Source organism: Nitrospira sp. Ecomares 2.1, from assembly GCF_965152585.1.
Window position 1 is genome coordinate 799524 of sequence record NZ_OZ224219.1, and the last position, 25294, is coordinate 824817.

Genomic DNA, 25294 nt, shown 5'->3' on the forward strand with positions numbered 1-25294 from the left:
GCGAGGATTTCGTTAAAGAATTTTGCTGACTGTTTCCGGAGGGCGGGCGAGGATTGCCTGGTCCCCTTTTTGAACCAGAGGACGCTGGATGAGATCCGGGTGTTTGATAAGAATGTCTAATAATTCATCATCAGTGAATTGTGAGTCTTGTAAGTTCAGATTTTTGTAAATCGCTTCCTTTTTTCGAATAATTTCTGACGATTTGATCCCCGCCTTTTTGAGTAGCCCTTTGAGTGTGGATTTGGAAAATGTTTTTTCGTAGTAGTTAATGGTCGTAAAGGGTTGTCCGCTTTCCTCCACTAATTTGATAACCTGTCGGCAAGTGGAGCAAGTGGGTTTGTGATAAATGAGGATGTCAGCCATGGATACGCCTCCTTTGTAAATGGTGTGTCAATTCTTTCACCGCCTTGACCTCCTTTTGAGGCCATGCTACAAGCTGGTCCAGCTGTAGGCGGAAGGAACAGTCTGATGAATTTAAACGACCGAGGGATTTTGCCAGTATGAGCGACCTAAACCCAGCTCAAGATTTTTTTTGTGCATCTGAGACGGAGCGAACCTTAAAGGATCTTCGGCTTAAACGTAAAGGCCAGCCCGTGTATGTGATGGGTCATGAAGATCGGTATAAAGGCAAGGAAGGGGTATTTGAATTTTTTAACGTTCGCCTTGCCGTGGTAAAGTTCCCCGATGAAAAAACGCTAGGATTTGATCCCATAGATTTATTATTACCTTGTGAGATCAACGAGGACGGCGTACCTTTTTTTGAAATTCGCTATTGCGAAACGTGCGATCAAGTTTTTCCTCTCACTTCATCGGAGTTTCATGCTCCGGTTGAGCGGAAAGAATGTCCTGAGTGCGCCCCATAAGTCCCTTTTGAAACAGGGACTTTCCGGCAGGTTGCCAGGCTGGCAAATGGGATAGACATGAATGTGGTTGTGTCGGTTTTAGGGGAATCTTGAAGGCAGGATTTACCCATCCCCCCACTTTAATTTTGTGCGTAACACTTCAAAGTAGCTTCGCTCTGGAAAACGAATGAGGTGTGTACGGTGGTCTGATGCTCGAACCTGCACAAGATCACCCGTCAGGATTTCCATTCCCACTTGGCCATCAATGGTGGCCATGGCTGGTTCCTGACTTGTCAGTTCAATGGTGATTGGCACATCGCCAGGGGCGAGGAAGGGGCGGTGGGAAAAGGTATGCGGGCAAATTGGGTTTATTAGTAATACTTCCAGCTGTGGATCTAAAATCGGACCCTTTGCCGAAAGGGAATAAGCTGTCGATCCCGTCGGGGTAGCGACGATCAGTCCATCCCCACGCAAGTTTGTCATAAATGCATGATTCACCCATATTTTGGTGGAGATCATTCTCGCTAAATGTCCTTTACTTATTACCACGTCGTTTAAGGCTGAATAGGTGTAGAGGATTTGGTCACCCCGTTGTAGCTGGACTTTTAGCATCAAGCGTTTATCCAGTTGACATTCTCCTGCGAACACTTTTTCTAAGGCTGTGGGGAGATCATCAAAGTTGATTTCAGTGAGGAAACCCAGACCTCCCATATTGACTCCCAGTATGGGAATTCCTCGTTGTTCAACGAGCCGTGCTCCGCTTAACATTGTGCCATCGCCACCCAATACAATGAGAAGGTCGGCTTCCTTGGCAATCTGAATACGGGTGGGATTATCAGAAGTAGGGAACCCTTGAGTGGAATCAAGAATGACAGTTTTGTGATGTGAAACCAACCAATCACGGAGATGGGAGATTTCCTGCAGAATGTTAGGGGCGTTAGGCTTGGTGATGATTCCGATAGTCTGGAAGGTAGACATGAGCTTCGATAAGAAATGGTGTTGCCAGGCGTCAGGATGGTAGTGTCTTCATTGAACTGATAGCAAGCGCGGATTTTTTGGAAATGGTATAGGCAATAATATCCGTGTGTGGCAGGAGGCTTTTCTTAGCGTATTTTGATTGGTAGAGTAAATCATCATTACCGTTGCTGGGTCCTCTCAATCCGGCTTCTGACTTGACAGTTTTGAGGGATCACGGATAGACTGAAATTGTGAATTTTTATCGAATTTATGTGTGGATATTAGACGAATGTGTGAGCGAAAAGTTTCGCGAATAATCGGCTAGAGGAGGTCCAATGTTCGAACGATTCACGGATCGTGGTAGAAAAATTATAATCCTTGCCAGAGAAGAAGCGGAACGGCACCAAAACGATTATCTGGGGACCGAGCATTTGGTGCTCGCCATTCTTCGAGAGTCGGACGGCATAGCCTTGATGATCATCAAAAAGATGGGTCTCTCGCCGGAACAAATCCGTCTTGAAATCGAACGGAATCTGCCAGGGGGTGGAACAACCGTGACATTCGGCGAAATCCCATTTAGCCCCAGAGTGAAAAAAGTGATTGAATATGGTGTTGAGGAAGCCAGGCTTCTTGGCCACAACCATATAGGCAGTGAACATCTGCTCCTTGGCCTTCTTCGTGAGGAAGAAGGAATAGGGGGGAAGGTGCTTCGTAGTTTAGGAGCCAATCTTTTAACGGCTCGCCAATTAACCGTCACGTTCCTTAGGAAATCAGGAACCAGGGAGCGAGATAAAAAGAGTAGCACACCTGCATTAGATGAATTTGGTAGGGACTTGACGCAGTTGGCTCAGGAAGGAACGCTAGACCCTGTTATCGGACGTTCAGATGAAATTCAAAGGGTTCTTCAAATTCTCAGCAGGCGAACGAAAAATAACCCGGCGTTAATTGGTGAATCCGGAGTGGGGAAAACAGCTATTGTGGAAGGGCTGGCCCAGCGAATCATTGGTCTGGATGTTCCGGACAATTTATTGAATCGAAGGGTTATTGCTTTGGATCTAGGTTCCTTAGTAGCAGGGACCAAATATCGAGGGCAATTTGAAGAGCGTCTTAAGGTGGTGATGAAAGAAATTTCCCAAGCGGGGAATATCATTCTCTTTATTGATGAACTTCACACCTTAGTCGGTGCAGGCGCTGCTGAAGGGTCAATTGACGCCGCAAACATGTTAAAGCCGGCTTTATCTCGTGGTGAAATTCAATGTATTGGCGCCACGACCCTGGATGAATATAGAAAGCATATTGAAAAAGATGGGGCACTCAAGCGGCGGTTTCAGCCTATTTATGTTCAGCCCCCTTCCGTAGAAGAAACCGTGCAGATCATTCAAGGGCTACGTGATCGATACGAGGAACACCATGGTGTTGAAATTACGGATGAGGCGGTTGAAGAGGCTGTGAAATTGAGTGAACGGTATATCACCGACCGGTTTTTGCCGGACAAAGCCATTGATCTTATTGATGAGACCGGTTCGCGAGCAAAATTGCTAACGTATGCCCTTCCTCCTGAGTTGAAATCCCTTGAACAGGAACTCAAAAGGGTCGCTCGTGAAAAGGAAGTGGCAATCGGGCTTCAGAATTTTGAAGAAGCCGTAAAATTTCGCGAAGAGGAAGAGCGGTTCAGAAAATTGTTAGATGATTCAAAGCGTGACTGGAAGAAAAAACAAGAAAAGAATAAACCGGTTATTTCCGGTGAGGACGTAGCCTACGTCATTTCGAAAATGACGGGGATTCCTCTCTTTAAACTTGAAGAAGAAGAAACTGAAAAGCTGCTGCATATGGAAGATTATCTTCACAAGCGTATCATAGGGCAGGAAGAGGCTATTTCTGCGGTTTGTCGGTCTATTCGTCGATCGCGAGCTGGATTAAAAGATGCCAAAAAACCCATTGGGTCGTTTATTTTCCTTGGACCGACCGGTGTAGGGAAGACGGAGTTGGCTCGCGCATTAGCAGAATTCTTGTTCAATACTGATGATGCGTTAATTCGGGTAGACATGTCGGAATACCAGGAGAAATTTACCAGTTCACGCCTGTTTGGCGCCCCTCCGGGGTATGTAGGCTATGAGGAAGGTGGACAATTAACGGAGAAAGTAAGACGTCGACCCTATTCAGTTGTGTTATTTGATGAAATTGAAAAAGCCCATCCGGATATATTTAATGTGTTGCTGCAGGTCCTTGATGATGGGGTATTGACGGACAGTTTAGGCCGAAAGGTGGACTTCAAGAATACCATTCTGGTGATGACGTCAAACTTGGGTACCCGATTCATTCAAAAAGGTGTATCGCTCGGGTTCCAGCGTGATGTTGAAGAAGAGCATACTTCACGTATGCGAGGTGAAGTCCTGGCGGAGTTGAAGCGTCATTTCAGTCCTGAATTCTTAAATCGTATTGATGAATTAGTGGTCTTCCACCAACTCACGAAGGAACATTTGGTGAGTATCGTTGACATTCTCATTGGGGAACTCAATGCCCGTCTTGTGGAAAGAGGAGTATATTTAGATGTCACCGACGAGGTGAAGCAGTGGTTGATTGAGGAAGGCTTTGAACAACAATATGGTGCACGTCCTCTACGCCGAACTATTCAACGCCGCCTGGGAGATCCTCTATCTGAAGAACTGATTAAGGGGCGGTTTAAAGATGCCAAAAAGATTAAGGTTGTCCTGACCGACCAAACTCCAAATTTCATTGAAGAAGAGGTGTTAGCGAGTGTTTGATTGGAAATAGGGATGGTCAAATCCTAGATGAAACCCTCAGGACCATCAGTCCTGAGGGTTTTGTTGTTTTTTACCCAATGAATCTTGGTGCTGAAAAGGACTCTATCCGTGATTTTAGGAATTGAAACATCGTGTGATGAGACGGCTGTGGCCGTGTTGGATGGGGATGGTCACATCCTCTCAAATATATTGGATTCGCAGGTTGAGGTGCATGCCCGTTACGGGGGAGTGGTCCCGGAATTGGCTTCGCGTCGTCATATGGAATGCCTGGAACTTTTGACAAGGGAAGCATTGGATCTGGCCAAGGTTTCTCTTTCCCAATTAACGGGAATAGCGGTCACCAATCGTCCTGGATTGGTAGGGGCCTTACTTGTTGGAGTAAATTTTGCCAAAGCTCTGGCCTATGCCACCAATATACCCTGGGTGACGGTTAATCATTTGGAGGGGCATTTGGCGTCGGCATGGTTGTCCGATCCGAATCTGCCCACCCCAACCATGGTTTTGATTGCGTCTGGTGGGCACACCCATTTGGCATTGGTGCCTCATCGTGGAGAATATCAGTTCATTGGATGGACGATGGATGATGCTGCGGGTGAGGCGTTCGATAAAGGCGCCAAAATGCTTGGGCTTCCTTATCCTGGTGGTCCGGCAATTGACCGGCTTGCCAAACAGGGGAATGCTCAATATGTATCCTTCCCTCGCCCAACACTCCGAAGCCAAAATTTCAATTTTAGTTTCAGTGGGCTGAAAACCGCGCTTCGATATTTTGTGCGGGATGAACAACAAAAGGGGAGCTCTCCCTTGCCCGTAGCGGATATAGCGGCCAGTTACCAGGAAGCGATTGTGGATGTATTGGTGGAAAAACTTTGCCGCGCCGCTCGTCAATATGATGTGAAAGGGGTCTCAGTTGTGGGAGGAGTAGCGGCAAACTCCTGCCTTCGTCTGAGGCTTGAAGAGCGTGCTCGCACATTAGGGCTGCATGTAACTCTACCTCACCGTGCGCTCTGCACGGACAATGGTGCCATGATTGCGGCTGCGGGGCTTGAAAAACTCAAGCGCAAGGAGAGGGCAGCATGGGATGTGGATGCGATTTCTACGTTGCAATGTAAATATGATGAATCCGCAATGGCTGGAGTCCTGTCTCAATGACTCCGATGATACGGCAAAAGGAGAAGAGTTATTCCTGTTGTCCTAGGTAATCTACATGGGTTAAAGGCTAATCATATTAGCCGAATGGAGCGTCTTTACCGTCGACGAATCCCTCCAGAAAAAGTCGTAACTCCAGAGGTGGCTCGGGAATGTGCTGAACTGACCTATGAGACGAGACGGCAAATCGGGCTTTTGGTCAATCGACAAGGCCAAGTTGAATCGGTCTTAATCGGTGACCACCACGAATTGGTCATCCCTCACCTTTCGAGGAGCCGTTCGGGCCTTCGATTATTACGAGGGGTTCGGTTAGTCCATACACACCTCAATAATCAACCGCTGACCCAGGATGATCTGACCGACCTCGCTCTTCTTCGGCTGGATTTAATCATGGCTCTTGGTGTGGGAAAAGATGGCAGCCTTCGTGATGCCTATGTGGCGCACATTCTTTCGAATCCCATCCAGGGGCGAACTACGTTGGAATTACCGCCTTGTGCCTTTCACTCGTTTCAATTGGATTGCCAGCAATTTATTCAATCATTGGAGCAAGAAATTGTTCGGTCGAACCCGGGCTTACGAGAAGGTGTTCGGGAGGGGAGAGCCCTCCTGGTCAGTGTCAGCACAGGGAATGCCGCTTCTGAAGAAGGGCGCCTCCAGGAATTACAAGAATTGGTGCGTGCCCAGGACGTTGAGGTCTTAGGGTGTATCACTCAACGGTTGGGAGCGATTCATCCAAAGTTTGTGGTTGGTTCGGGGAAGATGAAAGAATTGGCGATTCGTGCGCTGCAATCCGGTGCCGATACCTTGATATTTGATCAGGATTTGACTCCAGCCCAGGTTCGGGGTATTTCGGAAATCACGGATCTGCGGGTCTTGGACCGATCACAAGTCATTCTCGATATTTTCGCACAACGGGCGCATTCCTCCATTGGGAAAATTCAAGTTGAGCTGGCACAATTGCGGTATCTGCTCCCACGACTTGCCCAATCCAGTACGGCTCTTTCCCGGTTAGCGGGAGGAATTGGGACCCGAGGACCTGGAGAAACCAAGCTGGAGACGGATCGCCGTCGAGCCCGTGAGCGAATTCAGCGCTTGGAGCGGGATTTGGAGTCTATGGCGCATGGTCGTCAGGAACAACGGAAAATGCGTATGAAGCGAGGGCTTCCCATCATTTCCATCATTGGCTATACCAATGTGGGGAAGTCGACTCTATTAAATGCGTTGACGAAAAGCCAAGTCTCTGTAAAAGATCGCGTCTTTGAAACCCTTGATACGGTCAATCGGCGATGGTATCTACCTGGATTAGGCGACGTCATTCTGACGGATACCGTAGGATTCATCCGAGATTTGCCAAAAGACCTTATGGCGGCATTTCAGACCACCTTGCTGGAATTGCAGGAAGCCGATGTGTTACTCCACGTGATAGATGCCCATGTGCCGGATCCTGGGCAGCATATCATCGCAGTTGACAATGTGTTGAAGGAATTGGGCCTTGAAAACATTCCCAGCCTGCGTTTTTTTAATAAGGCGGATCTGATGGTCGAAGAAGACGTCCAACTCCTTTGTCAGCGATATGGCGGAATGGGGGGATCGGCGTTACAAGACGCGTCATTGCTCATGATTCAGCAGGAACTCACGACTCTTCTTCGTGGCCTTCAGGCGGAAGGTGGCAGGAAGGGAAATTCTCATGAAATGCCTCTCTATCCTCTTCCGGCTACGGCCGAGACCTTTCCATGAGGGGTCTTGCTTCGATGAGCCGGCTCAGAACAGCACGACATCCGATTGAATCGCCGGTGGAGGCGAAAAAGCGGGTAGGCCGGATTCTTGCGGCATTGGCTAAATCCGTTCCCGACGTCAGGGTAGAGTTAGATTCATCCAACCGGCTTGAGCTGTTAGTGGCCACGATTCTTTCGGCGCAATGTACAGACCAGAGAGTCAACCAGGTCACGCCGAACCTCTTTGCCCGCTATCGCACGGCACAGGATTATGCCAATGCGGATCCAGCGGAATTAGAAGCTCTCATTCGGACAACGGGGTTTTATAAAAATAAGGGGCGTCATCTTATTGGGTGTGGCCAGGCACTGGTGCAACGTTTTCACGGAATGGTGCCAGGGACGATGGAGGACTTGACTACCCTGCCTGGCGTTGGGCGAAAAACGGCCAATGTTATTTTAGGGAGTTCGGTGGGAGAGCCTGCCATTGTGGTAGATACCCATGTGAAACGGGTAGCCAATCGGCTCGGCTTGACGAAAAGCCAGGATCCGACAAAAATTGAAGAGGATCTTCAACGGCTTTTGCCAAAAGCGCAATGGACGGTTGGAGCCCAGCGCCTCCTGCTTCACGGGCGGTATGTGTGTCTGGCCAGAACGCCCAAGTGTGCTCATTGTGTGATCGCTTCAGACTGTGGATGGGAAGGAAAACAAAAGCTATTATGAAAAGTATGACCGGTTTTGGAAAACGAGAATCCCTCTGTCAGGGAACCATGGTTGGGGTTGAAGTTCGATCCGTCAATCATCGGTTTTGCGAGATGATGGTGCGTCTGCCTAAGTCTCTTTCTCATATGGAGTTGGAACTCAAGGAGCAAGTCAAACGTTCGTGTGAGCGGGGTCGAATTGAATTGACCGTGACCATGAATGGGGGAGGGTCTGGAGCCAATAAAACTGTTCAACTGGATCGCTCCATGGCGAGGCGGTATGTTCAAGGGTTGCGCGAACTACAACGGGAATTCAAGCTGGGTGGAACGGTGGATGTAAATGTGGTGGCAGGGTTTCGGGACCTTTTTTCCACCAGTGAGGAGCCCACGGTGATCAAGGATGTGCCGAAGGTTGTTGAAGGACTAGTCCAGCGTGCCTTGACCGATTTGGAAAAAATGCGCAAGAAAGAAGGCACTGCCTTACAAAAAGATCTCTTACAGCGAGTCCAGATAGTCGAGGAACGGCTTCATGTAGTTCAGCAACGCATTCCTTCTGCCCTGCAGGTGGCCGCTGATCGTCTGAAAGCCAGAGTCGCCAAGTTACTAGAAGGCGAACGGGTGAATGACGATCGAATTGCTCAAGAAATAGCCATGTTGGCGGAACGGTCAGACGTGACGGAAGAATTAACACGGTTGGAGAGTCATGTGGCACAATTTCGCTCCACACTCAAATCCAAGGGTGCCGTTGGAAAACGGCTTGATTTTCTCCTCCAGGAAATGGGGAGGGAAGTGAATACCATAGGATCAAAGGCCAGCGATTCCGAAATTTCCGGACAAGTTGTGGATTTGAAGAGTGAATTAGAAAAAATTCGGGAACAGGTTCAAAATATTGAATAATCGGTCCAGCCATGTCATAACGTGGGAGAAACGTTGTCAATAAAGGGGAAGAAATTGTTATTTGTCGTATCAGGTCCTTCCGGGGTAGGGAAGTCGACGCTTTGCCGGCATATATTGAAGACCATTCCCGACATTCGCCTTTCGGTGTCGTATACCACGCGGAAGCCACGGTCCGGCGAAACGGATGGCAAGGAGTACAGGTTTATTTCGGAAACTGAGTTTCACGCAAAAATTTCCGAGCACGCGTTTGCTGAATATGCGGAAGTCTATGGACGATTATACGGAACACCATGGAAGGAGTTGGAGCAGGAGTCCGGTTCGAACACGGATATCTTGTTGGACATCGATGTGCAGGGCGCGCGGCAGGTCATGGAAAATCTTCAAAAAGCTGTAACCGTATTCATTCTGCCTCCTTCTTTGGAGGTCCTTCGAACCCGTCTGGTTGAACGGGCGACGGATACATCGGACGAGCAGGAGCGTCGGTTTCAGAAATCCCAAGAGGAGATGCGGAGTTACTCGGAATACCAATATACAATTCGCAATGAAACTCTGGAGCAGGCCATCGAGGAACTTCAAGCCGTCATTATGGCTGAACGCGTTCGAACCACCCATGTCGATGCCACACATGTGTTCCGATAAATGCTGCATTGATGGGATTGATTTGTGTAGACTATTCATCTGATCAGGTGTTTTTCACAGAAAGGAAAGAGGATATCCAATGGATGCATTATCGTTATTACCCGAACATCACCAAAAAGAATTTGATTCACGGTATCGGATCGTATTGATTGCTGCCCAGCGGGCCAAGCAATTGGTTCGGGGTGGAGAGCCCTACGGAGCCAGCAAATTTTCAAAAGACACTTCGAGGGCTTTGGAAGAAGTACTGAACAAACAGGTCCCGTATTTAATAGGCCAGGAAGCCAAAGAAGCCATTAAAAATGCCAAACGAGCAAATGAACGTCCCATTGATCCGGCTCTCTATGCACAGCCGGATGAAAATGCCCAAGAAATCAAAAAAGAATTAAGTGTGTATATCGATGACACGGCTCAACATCTTGGCACCGTGGTTGAACCTGAAGAACAGAGCTGAATTGACTTGGCGGGAGATTCCATCAAGATGAGCCCCGGATTAATAGGGAAGCGGATTGTCCTTGGAGTCACGGGAAGTATTGCTGCCTATAAGGCAGTGGGGCTTGTACGGTTGTTGACGCAAGCCGGTGCCGGAGTTCATGTGGTCATGACGGATTCAGCGACCCGGTTCATCGCCCCCCTGACGTTTGAAGTGTTGTCAGGAAATCCGGTGGCGAGTGATGTCTTTGCCGGCCATCAGGACATGAAGCACTTGTCCTTAACGGAACATGCCGATTTGTTGGTCGTGGCTCCCTGCACCGCGAACACGTTAGCCAAAATGGCCCTCGGGTTAGCCGACAATTTACTCGGAACCATTTCGCTCACCGTTCAATGTCCGGTGATGATCTGTCCGGCGATGGATGGTGAAATGTGGGCCCATCCGGCGGTCCAAGCCCATGCACAGACCCTGCGCCATCGAGGGGTGGTCCTGGTCGAGCCGGAAGTTGGGGCGTTGGCCTCCGGAGAATGGGGACAGGGGCGTTTGGCTGCCGAGGAAGTCATCATGTCGACGGTGGTTGACCTCCTGCATCGCCGAACAGATTGGCAAGAGGAGCGTGTCCTGATATCGGCGGGTCCCACGCAGGAACCCATTGATCCTGTGCGATTTATCAGTAACGGGTCCTCAGGTAAAATGGGATTTGCCTTGGCCGAGGCCGCCGCCGCACGCGGGGCCGAGGTCGTCTTGGTCACGGGTCCCACGCAGTTAAAAGCTCCGAAGAATGTGACGGTGATCCCGGTGGTCACCGCAGAAGACATGTTGCAGGCGCTCACGGCACGATTTGAATGGGCGACCACGCTCTGCATGACGGCTGCGGTAGGAGATTTTCGCCCCAAACAGGCGCATGCGCAGAAAATCAAAAAAGACCAATGGCATGGCGAAGGGTTGGATTTGGAACGGACGCCGGATATATTAATGGCACTCTCCGCCCAGCGGACACACCAACGCCTGATTGGCTTTGCGGCTGAAACTGACCATCTTATTGAGCATGGACAGGCCAAGCTCGCCAGCAAACATCTGGATATGCTGATTGTGAATCACATCGGCGGAGAGCAGTCTGCCTTTGGAAATGATACCAATGAGGTGTATGTTCTTACGCCGGGTGCTGCCCCGCATCACATCCCACGCATGCCGAAACGACAGCTTGCCGATATGCTCTTAGAGCGTATTGTGTCCCTTCCAGTTCAGCCTTCCAGGCAGCAGAAGACCCTGTCTTCACCGACGCCGTAATTTGTGCTCACCTGATGGGGGTGTCTTCCCATCCTTTTCCATTCTGAATGAACGAAATCGCCAAAGCCGGGGGCATTGGTTGTGTGGTGAATGGCCAAGGGTCGTCATGGATTGTGCGGCAGGATATCGATAACGAGTGAAAAATGAAGCAAGAATCTCAAAGAACAAGAAAAAACTTAACTTTAGGAACTCATAGGCCGATAAGAATAGTATGGAAGGATTTTTCATTAATATTGTCTTTTTTGCCTGGCTCATTTCCATGGTTCTTCTGGCTATCCGAAGAATCTAACTGCTCTCCCCCATCCCCGTTCAATAGAAGGACTTGGTTCTTCTTTGAAGCCTTCAGAACAGGGACGTGTCAGGGAATGGGGCCACAAGACCGATTGCTGTCCAGGGTTCGGAGGCGTGTGGACCAAATGGTCTGTCCAGGGAATCTTAGGGAATGGCTCGGATTTGAATTCCATCGACCCGCTCTTGAGCCAACACGTCTGAGATAATCACGACCTTATCTCCAGTTTGGAAATGTTCCCGGGCTTTTAAAATTCGAAATGCGGTTTGGAGTGTTTTCTCCGGGTCTGAACTAAAGTCGATCCGAAAAGGATAGACGCCTCGATTCAGCGTCATCGTTCGACGGGATTGACTCCCGTTCGTGAAAGCATAAATGTTTGTGGAAAATGGCCGACAATTTGAGACCAAGTCCGCCATGATGCCTCGACGGGTGATCACGACAATCCCTTTCGCGTGCAATCCTTCCGCGAGCTGGACGGCGGCAGTGGCCAATTGCTGTTTGTCTGTCGTCAGCTTTAACTGTTTCGCAAACTGCAATCCTGGAATGGCTTCGGTTTTAATGGAGATTTTTCGCAGATACTCGATGCATTTCAGCGGATATTTTCCGACCGTGGTTTCCCCGGATAACATTACCCCATCGACTTCCTCATAGATGGCATTGGCCACGTCAGTGACTTCAGCGCGCGTGGGGATGGGATTATGGATCATCGATTCCAGGAGATGGGTGGCCACGATCACGCGTTTGCCGGATTCCGCACAGAGCCGCACGATTCTGCGCTGCACATTCGGCAAATCCTCCAGGTTGATTTCTGCTCCCAAATCTCCGCGAGCCACCATAATGCCATCCGATTCCTGAATAATCTCTTCCAGATTCCGGACGCCTTCCTGATCTTCAATCTTGGCAATAATTTTCACTCTCCCCACTTTGTGGCCCATAAGCTGTCGTAATTGTCGGATATCTTTTGCTTCTCGAACAAAGGAAAGAGCAATGAAATCCACATCGGCGGCTAAACCAAAGGCAATGTCTTTTTCGTCCTTTTGGGTAATGGCAGGGAGATTGACGCGGATTCCAGGTAAATTGACATGGCGTTTACTTTTCAATACCCCCCCATCAAGGACCCGGCACTGCATGAGACGATCCTGTTTTTCCAGAACCTCAAAATTAATCAACCCGTTATCCACGGTAATCTTATCGCCGACATTCACAGATTCCATTAAATCGGCGTAGTTGATGTGAATAGAGCTTTCTTCCACATCCATCGGACCACGCGCAGAAATAGAAACGATCGTGCCTTCCTGAAGATTGAGGTCAATCGATAAATCCCCTGTCCGGATTTCAGGGCCTTGGGTATCTAAAAGAATCGGAATAGGAAATGGGACCTTGGTATTGAGCGTCTTAATATGTTTGATCACTTTGGCATGGGATTCGTGGGTTCCATGGGACATGTTCAACCGCACGATGTTCATGCCGGCATCATACATTTTGCGCAACATTTCATAAGATTCGGTGACTGGTCCGATCGTGCAGATGATTTTTGTCTTTTGCATGAATGGGTCCCTATCAGTTTTTCATGATCGTGAATGGTGGAAACGATCTCATCATCCTAAACACGGGTGTCAAAAAGGGATTGGGTGCCCCAGTTTCCGGTTGAGGTTCATCGGATTGTCGGTATTCGTGTCGCTGGAGTGCTGCTTGGCGTGGAAGATATCCCACCTCCCTGTGGGTACTTATGAAGTGTAGCCCACTACAGCGTTAAACTCTAGCATGGTGGATCACCGGTCCGGACTCCATTGTGTTGGCGTGGTATCACCCACCGGGTGAGTGAAAGAAGGGCGTCTTTTCCACAAGCCGGGAGAACCGGGTGCACAGGATAATTGTATCGACAGGAGATGACTTAAATGTTTATGGAGGAGGATGTGCGTTGTCGATAAGGTCGAATCATATTATGATGATGCAAGATGAGTATGAAACCAATAATAGCTGAAGGATTTGGTGAGGTGAATAGATGAAAGCAGAAGCAGAAAATCTGGAATTTGTCACGATTAACGGGCTGTTAACCTATGGGGAGGCTATTGCCAGACGTCCGCCCGTAGAGGGTGCGGAGCCTCATTCCCCTTTAACTTCATTGGAAGATCGTCCGCAACGGACATTGGAGGCCATGGCCGCCATACGACTGTTTGTGCAGGAGGCTCAAAAAGGGTTTGCCAATGCCGCAGCTTACAGAGAGGCAAGGCAGGCGTTGATCCGGCAAGCCTGCGGAGGAGATGAGTTGGTGTTTTTCGCTGCCTGGAATCAGCTTCTCGCTCAGGGCGAGCTTGCTCCCTTGTTTCGAGCACCAATCGGGGCCACGAATAAACCTATACGACGTCGACCCGTGGCGATCGTTCCGCGCGAGCATATGACGCCCAATCTGGCGGAGGGTCGGATCGTCCTGGATATTGGCGATGACCGCTTCTGGTTGATGCCAAGGGATTTAAGTGCCCGCACGCTGTTTTTCACCATGCGGCACGGTGTCTCCCGGATGGATAGTAAGAAGTTTCGGGTGGGGCGCCGGTTGAGAAACGTCCTGGATGCCGAGCGGGGAATTCCTAAGGCTGACGCCATCGGAACCGCCCTTGTCCGGACCTTAGGCTTGGTGGGAAAACAACTGGACTACCTTCAGTTGGATAACTACCTGGATTCGAAATCCTTTGTGCATATGGTGAGTCAGAGTCCCAATACCCGGCAGCTTTTTGAACGGGTCGTCTCTATCCTGTCTCCCGAGACAGCCGAGGCCACTCAGCCCATCACGGAATGGGCGTTAGAATCGCAAGACTTCGGATGGGCCACCGGTATTGAGAAAACAATTGAGATCGAAGAAGCCGCCAGGGCCTTTGGGGTCGATACGAAGACGGCGCAACGTCTGATTAAACACCCCCTGTACAGTTATCCCGGCGGTCACTCTTTCTTTGAACTCTATGTGGAATTGGTTGACGGGTTCCATCAGTTGGGTCAAAGCCACCAGGGAAAAGTGTTGTGTTTATATACGCACAGCTCAACCTTGCGTGCGCTCTTAATTTTTCTGGATCCTCGTCCATTCAGTGAAGCCTTCTCAGAATTTGGCGCCTATAAGGAAGGACAGGACAACGTCGTTCTCCTCACCTATGAACATGGGCAATTGTCAGGCTATTCCACAGCCGTGGGCCTTTCAGAGCGGGAACGTGCCGTCCGCGAGGCCTTGATGACTGCGGAGCAAGGCCGTCGGGGAAAGGTCATCTTGAAACCACGTCAGATTCGGCGGATCGTGGCCCTGGTCTCCGGTGGGGATTTTGCGGGAGCCGGAGCGGCATTGAAGGAGCTCCGCGTGACGGGGAACCGGTTAGGCCTCGAAGTCTATTTCGTGCAACACGGATTTCTGGGGTTGGCCAATAATTGGATTGAGTTGGTGACGGAACAGGACACACGTGGCATGAGCAATCATGCCAGCAGCCCGATTGGCAGTAGCCGTTTTGAAGATTTCAAGGATGAGGAGGCTCAACTGGCCGCCATTCAGCATCTCAAACCGTACCTGGAGGATGGGGCGCTCATTGTGATGGGCGGTGACGGCAGTATGCGTGGGGCCCGTGCCATTTATGAACGGTTCGGCATTCAGGTTGTGGGGATTCCCGGTTCGATCGACGACAATATCGCCGGAACCACCTCACTCGGGCTCCAATCGGCGGTCGCCCTGGCTAATCAATCCATCGAGTCGCTGAAGGCAACCAGTGCCGCCATGGGCAGTGTGTTTTTTGTGGAGGTCATGGGGGCAGGATCCGGGCATCTGGCGCTTATGTGTGCCTACCAGGCACGAGCCGAGGGACTGTTAGTGAATGAACATCCGGATCCGGATGCCTACATTGAGGAAGTCATTCTGGGGACATTGAAACAAACGTTGGGGGTCCGGAATAAAAGCCATATAATAATTGTGGCCGAACGCACGCCTCACCAACATCATCCGGAGGGCGGGGTCCATGGCTTGGTGGATTATGTCGGCAGTCGGATTTCCCAGTGGACCCACCTGCAACCGCGATCCGGACATTACCCTCTGTCTGTGGCAACCAAGGCCACCATTCTTGGCCATACCCTCCGAGGCGCCTTCCCCACCCCGGTGGACAAAACCATGGCGCAACTCTTTGCCTACGAAGCCATCCGGCGGTTGATCGAACAACCGGAACAGATCATCGGCTGCATGTTAGCCTACCGTGATCCTGGAACCATTCAGCCCATTCCTCTGCATGCCGTGGCACCAAAACCCTTTGATTGGGAACTCTTCGCGCGCATGCACGGAACCGAGTTGGTTTAGCAAAAAAAGGGTTTGTCTTTTTGCTACGTGACAGGCTTGAATTTTTGAGTGTGTCACACACAGGAGGTCGGATGAGTGTGTTGACCACACGGGATTGATTCCTCAACAAGGTCTTTGGTAGTTTCCGGTCCAGGCAAACTGGCCTTTTACCATTCGTATTGCTCTGCGCAAACAGGGCTTTTAAAGCGATCATCAGCGCCCGAGTATTGATGTCACGACATGAGATCCGCCGCCTCCCACGCGACGGGCCTGGAGATCTAAACATGGCGAGTACGACCGGTATGAGAGGGGGAGGCTTCTACGATGCGCATTCCTCCGGGCAGCGCGCCGCGATGGACGAGTTTCTTCCCTGGATGGTAGAGGCCATGGCCGATTTGCCCTTGCCGGCGCGCGGCTCGCCGATCGCGCTGCTCGACCTCGGTTCGTCCGAAGGCGCTAACGCGATTCATGCCGTGGGCGCGATCATCAAGGCACTGCGCGAACGCACATCGGCCGACATCTGGACCTTCTTCGATGATCTGCCCACGAACGACTTCAATCAACTCTTCGCCAACCTCTTTCCCGACCAGACACCGACAAGTCGCACAGCCGGTATCTATCCCGCTGCCGTCGGCGGGTCACTCTTCGAGCGTGTTGCTCCGGCTTCGAGCCTTGACATCGCGACGACCTTCAATGCGGTGGGCTGGATGTCTGCGTTGCCCGCGACGCCCCTTCGGCAGTTCATCTCGCCCTCGCCGCCAGCGCAGCGGGCCTTTCGCGAGGGCGTCTCGGTGACCCCGGAAGAAAGAGCCGCCTTCACCCAGCACGCCCGTGAAGACATCCTGAGTTTCTACCGGTCCCGTGCCGCCGAGCTGAAGCCCGGCGGGAAGCTGCTCGTTCAAGTCTTCGGACGAAACGACGAGCACAACACCGCAAACGGAATAATCGACGGGCTGAGCGATGCGATGCTGGACATGGTGGAGGACGGCCGCCTGACGCGCGACGTCTACGAGAATTTCGTCTTCCCCGTTTTCTATCGTTCGCTTCCGGAATTGTTGCCCCCGTCCGGAGAGAGCGGGGAGCCCACGGCTTTCCGCGTTGACAAGGCGGAGGCCCGCGAATGCCGGGTACCCTTCAACGAAGAGTTTGCCCGGAGTGGGGACTCGCGCGCCTGGGCCGGGAGCTACGCCGGATTCATCCGCGCGTTCTCAGAACCTGTCTTTACGTCCGGCCTGCCGAACACCCCCGATCGGCCACAGCTGATCGACGAGCTGTACGCCCGGATGGCAAATCGATTCGAGGCCGATCCTGAGCGCTACGAGTTCCATTTTATTTCGTTGGGTGCATTACTGACGCGTGTGTGAGTGGGGTTGCCTGCCGGCCTGTGCACTATGACGTTCATCGAGTCCGTATTGTCACACAACTCATCCAGCCTCTTGGGCATTCCCTGAAAAGTCCCATTCGTTTTTTGATGGGAGTCATGGACGGGGCCTTCAGATTTTGATCACGTGAAATAACATAGACACGGCCATCGCGGTATTAAAGGGTGCAATATGAAGGTTGATAGTTGGTCTGGAACCATCATTTCCATTCCTTTTCAAAATCACCAAATTGATGGGCTGTTTTATCATCTTGTCACAGACGTTGAGCATCTCCGGAACAAACCTGTCTTATTGAGGCTCCATGGACTCTTAGGGAATCTCCTGGATGAAACCGAGCATGACCTTCCGTACATTCTGGCGAAGCATGGGTATTCCTCCATGACCATCAATACGATCATGGCCAACCTGGGCCTATTTTTTGGATTTGGTATTTTCGACGAGGCGATGCCTCAAATCCATGCGGCTTGTATGTATCTTCGACAGATGGGTTTTCAGAAAATTATTCTTGTAGGACATGGTTTGGGAGGAGCCATGGCGATTCGTTATGGCGCGTTGCAACAGCAACAATTCCCATCTCCTGCCATTCAAGGAATTATTGCCATTGCCACAGCGTATTCTTTGCCCGACACGATCCGGAAACGATGGACACGATTTGGCAGTCAACCTTCCTACCAGGAAGTCTATGAAAAGGCCAAAACACTGTATCCTTCAAAGCCCGGGCATGATCTGCCGGATGATGAAACCATTGTCGTCAAACGGGCGCATGGTCCAACCGTCCGACCGGAGCATTCGGAAATCTATACGTTAAAAACCTGGTGGGCCTTAGCAGGACCTGAAGCCGATGGTCCCAAAGCCTATCAACATATAGGCGGTATCAAGGTGCCGGTCCTGTTAGTTCACGGACAATATGATGAGATGATCGATCCACAGGAGTGTGCCGCACTGGGAAATGTGGCCACAACGGCAGGCAACCCCGATGTGACCCTGCTTCATCTTGAAGCCGGGCACGATCTTTCTGGAAAGCACGAAGAACTCGGACAAGAGGTAGTGAAATGGATTCAGGAACGATTTGAATAATGACGGTCTTTTACGGAACTGTCCAAAAATCTCTCCACCAAAGATTCCGATGATCCACCCCCACCAACAACTGTTCCGGCTTCGAACACGCGATGGTGTGATGATGAATGGGCATCTGGTCATCAAAGAAAATGATCTTGATACGAACATCCTCAAGACACCAATTGTCATAGAGGTGCATGGTCTGTTAGGGAACTTCCTGGCACGGGGAACTCCTCGCCTTCTTCCTCAGGCGCTCCGGGAGCGAAATATTTCGTCGTTTTCCATTAACACCAGACTGGCATTCGCCGGGCAAATAAACGGAAGAGGAATTTTCGATGAGACGATCCATGATATAGACGCAGCCGTGCATTTCCTGACTCAAGAGGGATTTTCTAATATTTTCATCTTAGGCTATAGCCTCGGTGCCAGTATGGTCTTGCACTGGGCCGGGCATCGCCAGGTTCCCACTGTCAAAGGGCTCATTCTTGAAGGGACGCATTATGCCATCCCCGATACACAGAGAAAGCGATTGGCCAAATGGGAAAGTACTCCGAGCTATGAGGAATTGTATGCCCAGGCTAAGTCTATTCTCGGCGAGAATCCCTCTCAGAGTGATCATGACGAAATGGTGGTGATCTACCAAGCCCGAGGACCAAGCCGGAGCCCATTGCACGATGAAATCTTTACCTATAAAACGTGGTGGCACATGATGGGACCGGAGGCATACTCTGCCATGGCCTATAAACAGATAAGCCGGGTCACATTGCCCATGCTGCTGATGCGGGGAGAAAATGACCCGCTTATCGGGGCATGGGAAGCCGAAGCTTTACAACGCATTGCACAAAAGGCAGGGAATCCCTTCGTGTCTATCAAGGACATTCCTCGCGCGGGTCATGATTGCATGGAAAACCCGGAGGCGATGCTCCAAGAAATCCTTAACTTGCTCAGACCCTTCCGTTGACTGACCTCCTTCCCGTATGGGCAAGTGACGTGCATCTTCACAAATAGTCAGCCATACAAGATTCAGCACTCCTGCTTCTTCAACTGTTCGTGAGCATCTCACACACGATTGCTCTCCTTGGCGGGGTAGTTGATTTTTAAGACGGAAGGAGTAGAGTAGCGAAATCTCCCGTTCCGAAAACGGGAGGCGAATGGACTTCACCCACCACAAAGAGAGTCATCATGACAACAAAAAAACCATCCAAGAGACCTGCAAAGCCGACCGAGCCTGAACCAATCAACAAGCGCAAGGTGAATCCCGCCAAATTTCCATCAGACCTGCCATTAAAGGATCTCAAAGAAATGTTCGAACCGGTCAGCGGCTGGCGTAATGTCGGCTTTTTTGTTTTTTCGATAGAGACCTTGAGCCCCGCCAAGACCGTCGGTCGTGGCCGAACAAATCTGACTCTCATCAGGCCGACCATTGTTCAGGTGGATGTGAATACTTCGAGTGGAGCCAAGCCGTATGCCGGATTCGATCGTCGGGAGTCGCCCACCCGAAACCCTGCCGTTTCCATGCACTTTGAGCCGAAAGCCTACGGGATTACAGCCGTTTCGACTTACGTCATGGTGTTCGCGATCGAGGTTTTTGAACGGGCATCGACGTTCGACCTATCCGGGTACGCCGGAGGCGGCACGGTGGCAAACAGCGGCCCGCGGACGCTCAGTGGCCAGACGACGGTGTCGCTGGTGCTCAGGAACGTGCCGCCATCGGCAGAGGTCTGGGGAGCCATCACGCAGACGGCGGGTGGACCATGGAACTGGTACACCGTGCAGGCTCGCTATCCCGCACTGGTCGTGAAGGCGTAGACACTCGCTGTACCGGGATCAAGTATAGGCTTGACGAGTTGAGTGCGGCGCTCAACGGAATTTCCTGGGCCGTATGGCTGAAGGGATGGGTATTGCCTGGCTGTGAAATGAATCAGCATGCCGGGGGTCTGTCAATCACCATGAGGCGGTGAGGATGACGAGCCATGTGTTGAAATGACCGTTTGGGCTGATGCTGCGTCAGACACTCCTCGCAACCCGGATAAATCCGGACCTCTTTCTCTCCCCCCAATTGCCTGCCCGCTCGGCATTCGACTCAGGGTCGTTAATTGATTTTTGGGTTCTTGAAGAAAAGATCTATAATGGGTAGGTGCCATTCCATAATGCCAGGTAGTCGTCCTACCGGTTCTACTAGCCACTGCTACTAGCGATCTCCTTTCTACTCAGTGATTGTCCTCGCCGGCCAAAGGAGTGATAATATAAGGCTTCTTCGAGTTGTCCTTAACCGGAACTGAAGATGAAACATTTTTCTTCTCTCGCCATCCTCGGCCTTGCGGTTGTGTTTACTACTCCGACATTCGCCGAATCCTCTTCTCCATCCTGTGAGATCATGTTAGAAAAGATTGATACGGCTAGGAAGGCGCTTGTTCCATTCCGTCGTACCATGGAAATGTTAAGAGCCCATCAATCCGGCGCATATGGCGAAGCGGAGGCCTGTGTTGCCGGCAGCCGTGGTAGTGGGAATCAAACGGTCATTTGTTCCAAGTCGCAATGGCACAGCCCAAAACCCGACAAGTTTGCTTTGGCTGAAATAGACCAATACCGGCAGGAAAGGCGAGCGTTTGAAGAAATGTTTCAACAGGCAAAGCAGATCTGTCTACTTGAGCCTTAACCAGGCGCGATGATTGTAAACGTTCTATTCGGTATCAATCGGTGATGATCAAAATTTTACCTGGTATAGCTCTCCCTCTTCTGCTTCTCGTGGCCTGGGCTTGGCCTGCCGGCAGCGAACCGTATGCTCCCTCCTGTGGCATCGCAGTAGAAAAGGTGATCAAAGCTCGGAAAAATCTAACCGGGTATCAACAAACGTTACAATCGTCCAGGAACCGGGAGCGTATAGCATATGCGGACCTAAAGGTGTTGTGTGCACGAGGCGGAGTCTTTAACCTAGGAAAAGCCGTAGCCTGCAACCAGGCCTCGTGGAAAGCCCCAACCCGAACAAAGGAAGTGATTGAAGCAGAAGAAGACTATCGACATGCAAGAAATGAATTCGAGAAGTCTTTTGAATATGCCGGGCAGTCTTGCCTCTTGACCCCCTAATTCCTCCCCGTTCTCTCATCCAAAATTTGTCCTGACTTTCCTAATGGTTGGGATTGAAGTGTGAAATCCCGACTTACAGTGATTGGTTTTGTTCACACGTACTCCGGGGATATTTGATGTGAAGCTTGCATTCACCCAGGTTGGGATCACTTCCCACGTATTTCACCAGCTCGTCCACGGCTCCAACATTGACACCATTAAGGATTTTCGCGTCGTCCATGGCCATTCACTTCCATGAATGGGATCGTTCCAGAACCCCCTCCTTTGTAAGGAGGCATCCTACCTACATTCGTTATTCCCCCAAAGTCAGTGGGTCTCCACCCTCCACCCAGTAAGAGTTGCCAATAAGGCGGAATAGAGTACATTAAAGATACACTTCCTTGGTCAAAAAACGGTGAGAGTTGTTTTTACACAGAAAGGTAAAAGCAATAAACATGAACAGAACCGTTGTACCCATTTTAGTAGTGTTTGGTCTTACCATTGTTGGCAGTGTGCTCAATTCGGCAGAGATAACGGAAGCCCGGATCGCTCACCTTGATCCTTCCAATCAGGCTCCTGTGGTGGATGCCGGACCCAATCAAACCATTGGCGTATTTCACAGCACGGCCCCTTTAGATGGGACCGTGACCGATGACGGGCTGCCAGGTGGAACAGTGACTAGCACTTGGATCAAAGTGAGCGGGCCGGGCACCGTGACGTTTGGCAATGCTGCGGCCGTGGATACCACAGCCAGTTTCAGTCTCGGGGGAACATATGTCTTACGTCTCACGGCTGACGATGGCGCCCTCAGCACGAATGCCCAAGTTACCATCACGTATAATGATATATCTTTAGTCCGAGTCCCCGATTCACGAGGGACCTGGACCGGGTTGCTCACCCGAACTCTATCAAACTGTCCCAATCCTGCGAACAATAGATCGAAATCTGGCAGCGTTCCAATTATCTTAGCCATGCAAACCCAGGAGGGAGCAGCCTTTACGAGTGAGGGGGCTTTCCAATTAGATCTGGTGGAGGGGGCTTTTGTGGTTAACCTGTTGCTTCGAAATTCCGTGAATGCGGATGGCATGTTTGCAGGCAGAGGGATTTTTGAACTTAAACGAATCAGCGATAATGCTGCTGGTGGAAGTGGAATGGTTAATTTGACGGGCACCCTGTCCGGGAATCATCTCACGTTCACCCGGTTTGAAGGACCTATTGGGGGAGATGGCTGTCGTTTCACCGCCACCGCTACTTTAAACCGCAGCAGGGCGGCTATTCCTTACCCCATTGGCCTTACCATCCCCAATCCTCAGGATTTTGATAGAGATAGCAAAGCAGACCTTCTTTGGCAAAACCTATTGACTGGGACTGTGGTCATCTGGGCGATGAATGACAGCGCGGTTAAAGATTTTGGATACCCAGGGAAGGTCCCAGCGCCATGGAAAATTATGGGCATTGGGGATGTGAATGGGGATGGCAAAGCGGATGTGGTATGGCAAAATCAGAATTCCCAAACTGTGGCTATTTGGTTTATGGAAGGGGTTATGCTCATGTCTGTGGGATTTCCTGGTTCGGTATCACCTGAATGGAAATTGAAGGCTGTCGGGGATCTCAATGGTGATACCAAAGCGGATCTGATTTGGGTGAATACGAATACCGGTCAAGTAGGCATCTGGTTAATGAATGGTCAGGCCATTTCCGATTCGCGCGTACTGAACCCAGTAGCCGGAGACTGGACAAGTTGGCAGTTGAAGGGTGTTGGAGATGTGGATGCCAATGGGAAGGGAGATGTGATCTGGCACAATTCGAGCACGGGCCAAGTCGCCGTTTGGCTAATGGATGGCACCACCATCGTCTCAATGGGATTGTCTGGAGTTGCTCCTACGGATTGGGAGATAGCCGGTTTCGGGGATTTCGATGGGCATGGGACCACAGACATAGTTTGGCGCAATATCGTCAATGGAGCGGTGGCGGTCTGGTTCATGAATGGCAGCACCATTGGTTCAGTTGGCTCTCTGGGCGGAGTGCCGTTAGCGTGGCACATTGCTCAGGTGTCTGATGAAAATGCTGACGAGAAAGTCGATGTGGTCTGGCAGCATGACAATGGGACGGTTGCCGTTTGGCTGATGAATGGCACAGTAATCGAATCCGTCGGATTTCCTGGCGGGGTGGGGTCAGGATGGAAGATTCAACCTCACAATTGAAGCTCACGCATTTACCCTGTGCGAGCATCAGTCCGGTAAGTGGCACAATGAACCTGACTTCCCTCATCTCATTGTATATGGAATGGAGTCTTTTCCAGTCGAAGGAATTGAAGCCGAGGAAGACTATCTAAAGGCATGAAATGAATCCGAAAGGTCCTTTTTATACGCTGGGCAATCCCGCCTTTTGTCCCCGTAATTCCTCCCGGTTCTCCCCCCATGTTTCTCCCCCCGCCGGTTTCACCGTTCCGCGCTTTTCTCCACCAGAATGGATGTGATCTTCCCCCGGTTTTGTGGACACGTCCATAAGTATGGATAATGTTCTGAAGGAGGTGTCGATGGGACGATCACGGAGGAGTTTTACCAAAGAGTTCAAAGTTGAAGCCGTTCGGCTTCTGACGGAGGGTGGAAGGAGCCTGGCTCAAGTGGCTCGGGATCTGGGCATCCGGGATACCGTGTTAGGCCGGTGGAAACAGGAGTTAGTCGAAAGCCCGGAGGGCGCGTTTCCCGGCCATGGACCAGGCAGCCCGGAAGCCGAGGAACTCCGGCGGCTGCGGCGCGAGAATGCACGATTACAGATGGAACGAGATATCTTAAAAAAAGCAGCAGCCATCTTCTCGAAGGATTCGCTATGAGATATGCGTTTATCCGAAATTATCGAGAAGTCTTTCCAGTCGGCCTGATGTGTCAAGTACTGGGAGTGGGCAGAAGCGGGTTCTATGCATGGCTGCAACGTGCTGAAAGCCCACGAAGCCGAGCGAACCGCCGTTTACTGGTGGAGATCAAAGCCATCCATCAACGCAGTCGGCAGACCTACGGCAGTCCCCGTATTCATGCGGATTTGCAAGCCACTGGTCAGGCCTGCGGAAAACACCGGGTTGCCCAGTTGATGCGCACGCACGGGATTGTCTCCCGGCACAAACGGAAGTTCAAGGCCACGACAAATTCTTGTCATACCCATCCGGTCGCGGAAAACGTATTGGCACGGCAGTTTGCGGTGGCCACGCCCAACTGCTGGTGGGTGTCCGACATCACGTATATCCCCACTCGCGAAGGATGGTTGTATCTGGCGATCACGCTCGATCTCTACCATCGGAAAGTGGTCGGCTGGGCCATGGATCGGTGGATGACTCAACAATTAGTGATTGACGCGCTCACGATGGCGCTTAAGAATGGGAAGCCGGGGCCTGGCCTCAGCCACCATTCTGATCAGGGCGTGCAGTATGCCAGCAATGCGTTTCAGGCTGTCTTAACAGCCTCGAGGATTCAGTGCAGTATGAGTCGGAAGGGGAATTGTTGGGATAACGCGGTCGCGGAAAGTTTCTTCCACACACTGAAGGTGGAACTCATTCATGCTCGACAGTATCACACACGTCAGGAGGCCAGAGCGGAGATTTTTAACTATATCGAAGTCTTTTACAACCGGCAGCGACGCCATTCTGTTCTTGGCTATCGGACGCCAGCTGAGTTTGAAGAAATGGCTCTCGCGGCTTAACTAGGTGTCCACGAAACTAGGGGAAGATCAATGTGACCCCATTGAAACAGATCCCCCATGTGTAAGCCCCAAAGTTTAATTGCCATCTAACGCATGGTTTAGAGGCCCTTTTCCGTCTTCCTT

The 25294-nt window shown here is 50.9% G+C and carries 22 protein-coding genes; 18 read left to right on the forward strand and 4 right to left on the reverse strand.

The window, feature by feature from the left end:
• Window positions 1–12: 12 nt before the first annotated feature.
• Window positions 13–363 (reverse strand): arsenate reductase (glutaredoxin), encoded by a 351-nt coding sequence (arsC, locus tag ACWHYD_RS03765; protein WP_447964583.1) that lies wholly within the window; start codon window positions 361–363, stop codon window positions 13–15.
• A gap of 137 nt (window positions 364–500) precedes the next feature.
• Between arsC and ACWHYD_RS03770 the strand changes: the two genes are divergently transcribed.
• Window positions 501–863, forward strand: a complete 363-nt coding sequence (locus ACWHYD_RS03770; protein WP_447964584.1) for a hypothetical protein — start codon at window positions 501–503, stop codon at window positions 861–863.
• Window positions 864–965: 102 nt separating this feature from the next.
• Here the strand turns inward: ACWHYD_RS03770 and ACWHYD_RS03775 are convergent, their stop codons facing one another.
• Window positions 966–1820, reverse strand: coding sequence for an NAD(+)/NADH kinase (locus ACWHYD_RS03775; protein ID WP_447964585.1), 855 nt, complete (start codon window positions 1818–1820; stop codon window positions 966–968).
• A 314-nt stretch (window positions 1821–2134) separates the two neighbouring features.
• Between ACWHYD_RS03775 and ACWHYD_RS03780 the strand changes: the two genes are divergently transcribed.
• The 8 genes from ACWHYD_RS03780 to coaBC all read left to right on the forward strand — a co-directional run bounded on the left by ACWHYD_RS03780 (window position 2135) and on the right by coaBC (window position 11379).
• The gene (locus ACWHYD_RS03780; RefSeq protein ID WP_447964586.1) at window positions 2135–4564 is read left to right on the forward strand and encodes an ATP-dependent Clp protease ATP-binding subunit; all 2430 of its coding nucleotides are present in this window, start codon (window positions 2135–2137) and stop codon (window positions 4562–4564) included.
• 108 nt (window positions 4565–4672) lie between these two features.
• Entirely contained in the window at window positions 4673–5713 is a 1041-nt protein-coding gene (gene tsaD / locus ACWHYD_RS03785) for a tRNA (adenosine(37)-N6)-threonylcarbamoyltransferase complex transferase subunit TsaD (protein ID WP_447964587.1), read from the forward strand.
• Window positions 5714–5797: 84 nt separating this feature from the next.
• Window positions 5798–7447 (forward strand): GTPase HflX, encoded by a 1650-nt coding sequence (gene hflX / locus ACWHYD_RS03790; protein ID WP_447964588.1) that lies wholly within the window; start codon window positions 5798–5800, stop codon window positions 7445–7447.
• A gap of 14 nt (window positions 7448–7461) precedes the next feature.
• Window positions 7462–8145, forward strand: coding sequence for an endonuclease III (gene nth, locus ACWHYD_RS03795; protein WP_447964589.1), 684 nt, complete (start codon window positions 7462–7464; stop codon window positions 8143–8145).
• A complete protein-coding gene (locus ACWHYD_RS03800) occupies window positions 8142–9020 on the forward strand; it encodes a YicC/YloC family endoribonuclease (protein WP_447964590.1) in 879 nt (292 codons plus the stop codon). The genes nth and ACWHYD_RS03800 overlap by 4 nt, the downstream gene beginning before the upstream one ends.
• Window positions 9021–9074: 54 nt before the next feature.
• Entirely contained in the window at window positions 9075–9659 is a 585-nt protein-coding gene (gmk, locus tag ACWHYD_RS03805) for a guanylate kinase (protein ID WP_447964591.1), read from the forward strand.
• Window positions 9660–9738: 79 nt separating this feature from the next.
• On the forward strand, window positions 9739–10110 hold the full coding sequence (rpoZ, locus tag ACWHYD_RS03810) for a DNA-directed RNA polymerase subunit omega (protein ID WP_447964592.1): 372 nt from the start codon (window positions 9739–9741) through the stop codon (window positions 10108–10110).
• Between the two features lie 27 nt (window positions 10111–10137).
• Entirely contained in the window at window positions 10138–11379 is a 1242-nt protein-coding gene (gene coaBC, locus ACWHYD_RS03815) for a bifunctional phosphopantothenoylcysteine decarboxylase/phosphopantothenate--cysteine ligase CoaBC (RefSeq protein WP_447964593.1), read from the forward strand.
• Window positions 11380–11814: 435 nt separating this feature from the next.
• Here coaBC and pyk read toward each other — a convergent pair whose 3' ends face one another.
• Entirely contained in the window at window positions 11815–13215 is a 1401-nt protein-coding gene (pyk, locus tag ACWHYD_RS03820) for a pyruvate kinase (RefSeq protein ID WP_447964594.1), read from the reverse strand.
• A 458-nt stretch (window positions 13216–13673) separates the two neighbouring features.
• Here pyk and ACWHYD_RS03825 point away from each other — a divergent pair, with 458 nt between their 5' ends.
• The 7 genes from ACWHYD_RS03825 to ACWHYD_RS03855 all read left to right on the forward strand — a co-directional run bounded on the left by ACWHYD_RS03825 (window position 13674) and on the right by ACWHYD_RS03855 (window position 21496).
• Window positions 13674–15989: a 6-phosphofructokinase gene (locus tag ACWHYD_RS03825; protein ID WP_447964595.1), complete on the forward strand. Its 2316-nt coding sequence runs from the start codon at window positions 13674–13676 to the stop codon at window positions 15987–15989.
• 263 nt (window positions 15990–16252) lie between these two features.
• Entirely contained in the window at window positions 16253–17332 is a 1080-nt protein-coding gene (locus tag ACWHYD_RS03830; protein WP_447964596.1) for a cyclopropane-fatty-acyl-phospholipid synthase, read from the forward strand.
• Between the two features lie 189 nt (window positions 17333–17521).
• On the forward strand, window positions 17522–18427 hold the full coding sequence (locus ACWHYD_RS03835; RefSeq protein ID WP_447964597.1) for a serine aminopeptidase domain-containing protein: 906 nt from the start codon (window positions 17522–17524) through the stop codon (window positions 18425–18427).
• Between the two features lie 49 nt (window positions 18428–18476).
• Window positions 18477–19370 carry an alpha/beta hydrolase gene (locus tag ACWHYD_RS03840; RefSeq protein WP_447964598.1) on the forward strand — a complete coding sequence of 298 codons (894 nt, stop codon included), beginning with the start codon at window positions 18477–18479 and terminating at the stop codon, window positions 19368–19370.
• Between the two features lie 221 nt (window positions 19371–19591).
• Entirely contained in the window at window positions 19592–20218 is a 627-nt protein-coding gene (locus ACWHYD_RS03845; RefSeq protein ID WP_447964599.1) for a hypothetical protein, read from the forward strand.
• Window positions 20219–20693: 475 nt separating this feature from the next.
• Window positions 20694–21068 (forward strand): hypothetical protein, encoded by a 375-nt coding sequence (locus ACWHYD_RS03850; RefSeq protein ID WP_447964600.1) that lies wholly within the window; start codon window positions 20694–20696, stop codon window positions 21066–21068.
• 44 nt (window positions 21069–21112) lie between these two features.
• Window positions 21113–21496 (forward strand): hypothetical protein, encoded by a 384-nt coding sequence (locus tag ACWHYD_RS03855; RefSeq protein WP_447964601.1) that lies wholly within the window; start codon window positions 21113–21115, stop codon window positions 21494–21496.
• A gap of 73 nt (window positions 21497–21569) precedes the next feature.
• On the opposite strand, the gene ACWHYD_RS03860 is transcribed toward ACWHYD_RS03855, so the two are convergent.
• The gene (locus ACWHYD_RS03860; RefSeq protein ID WP_447964602.1) at window positions 21570–21716 is read right to left on the reverse strand and encodes a hypothetical protein; all 147 of its coding nucleotides are present in this window, start codon (window positions 21714–21716) and stop codon (window positions 21570–21572) included.
• Window positions 21717–21930: 214 nt separating this feature from the next.
• Between ACWHYD_RS03860 and ACWHYD_RS03865 the strand changes: the two genes are divergently transcribed.
• Window positions 21931–23679, forward strand: a complete 1749-nt coding sequence (locus ACWHYD_RS03865) for a PKD domain-containing protein (RefSeq protein WP_447964603.1) — start codon at window positions 21931–21933, stop codon at window positions 23677–23679.
• A 335-nt stretch (window positions 23680–24014) separates the two neighbouring features.
• A protein-coding gene (locus tag ACWHYD_RS03870) for an IS3 family transposase (protein ID WP_447963071.1) occupies window positions 24015–25171 on the forward strand; the annotation gives its coding sequence in 2 pieces (ribosomal slippage) (window positions 24015–24282 and window positions 24282–25171; 1158 coding nt in all).
• Window positions 25172–25294 lie beyond the last annotated feature (123 nt).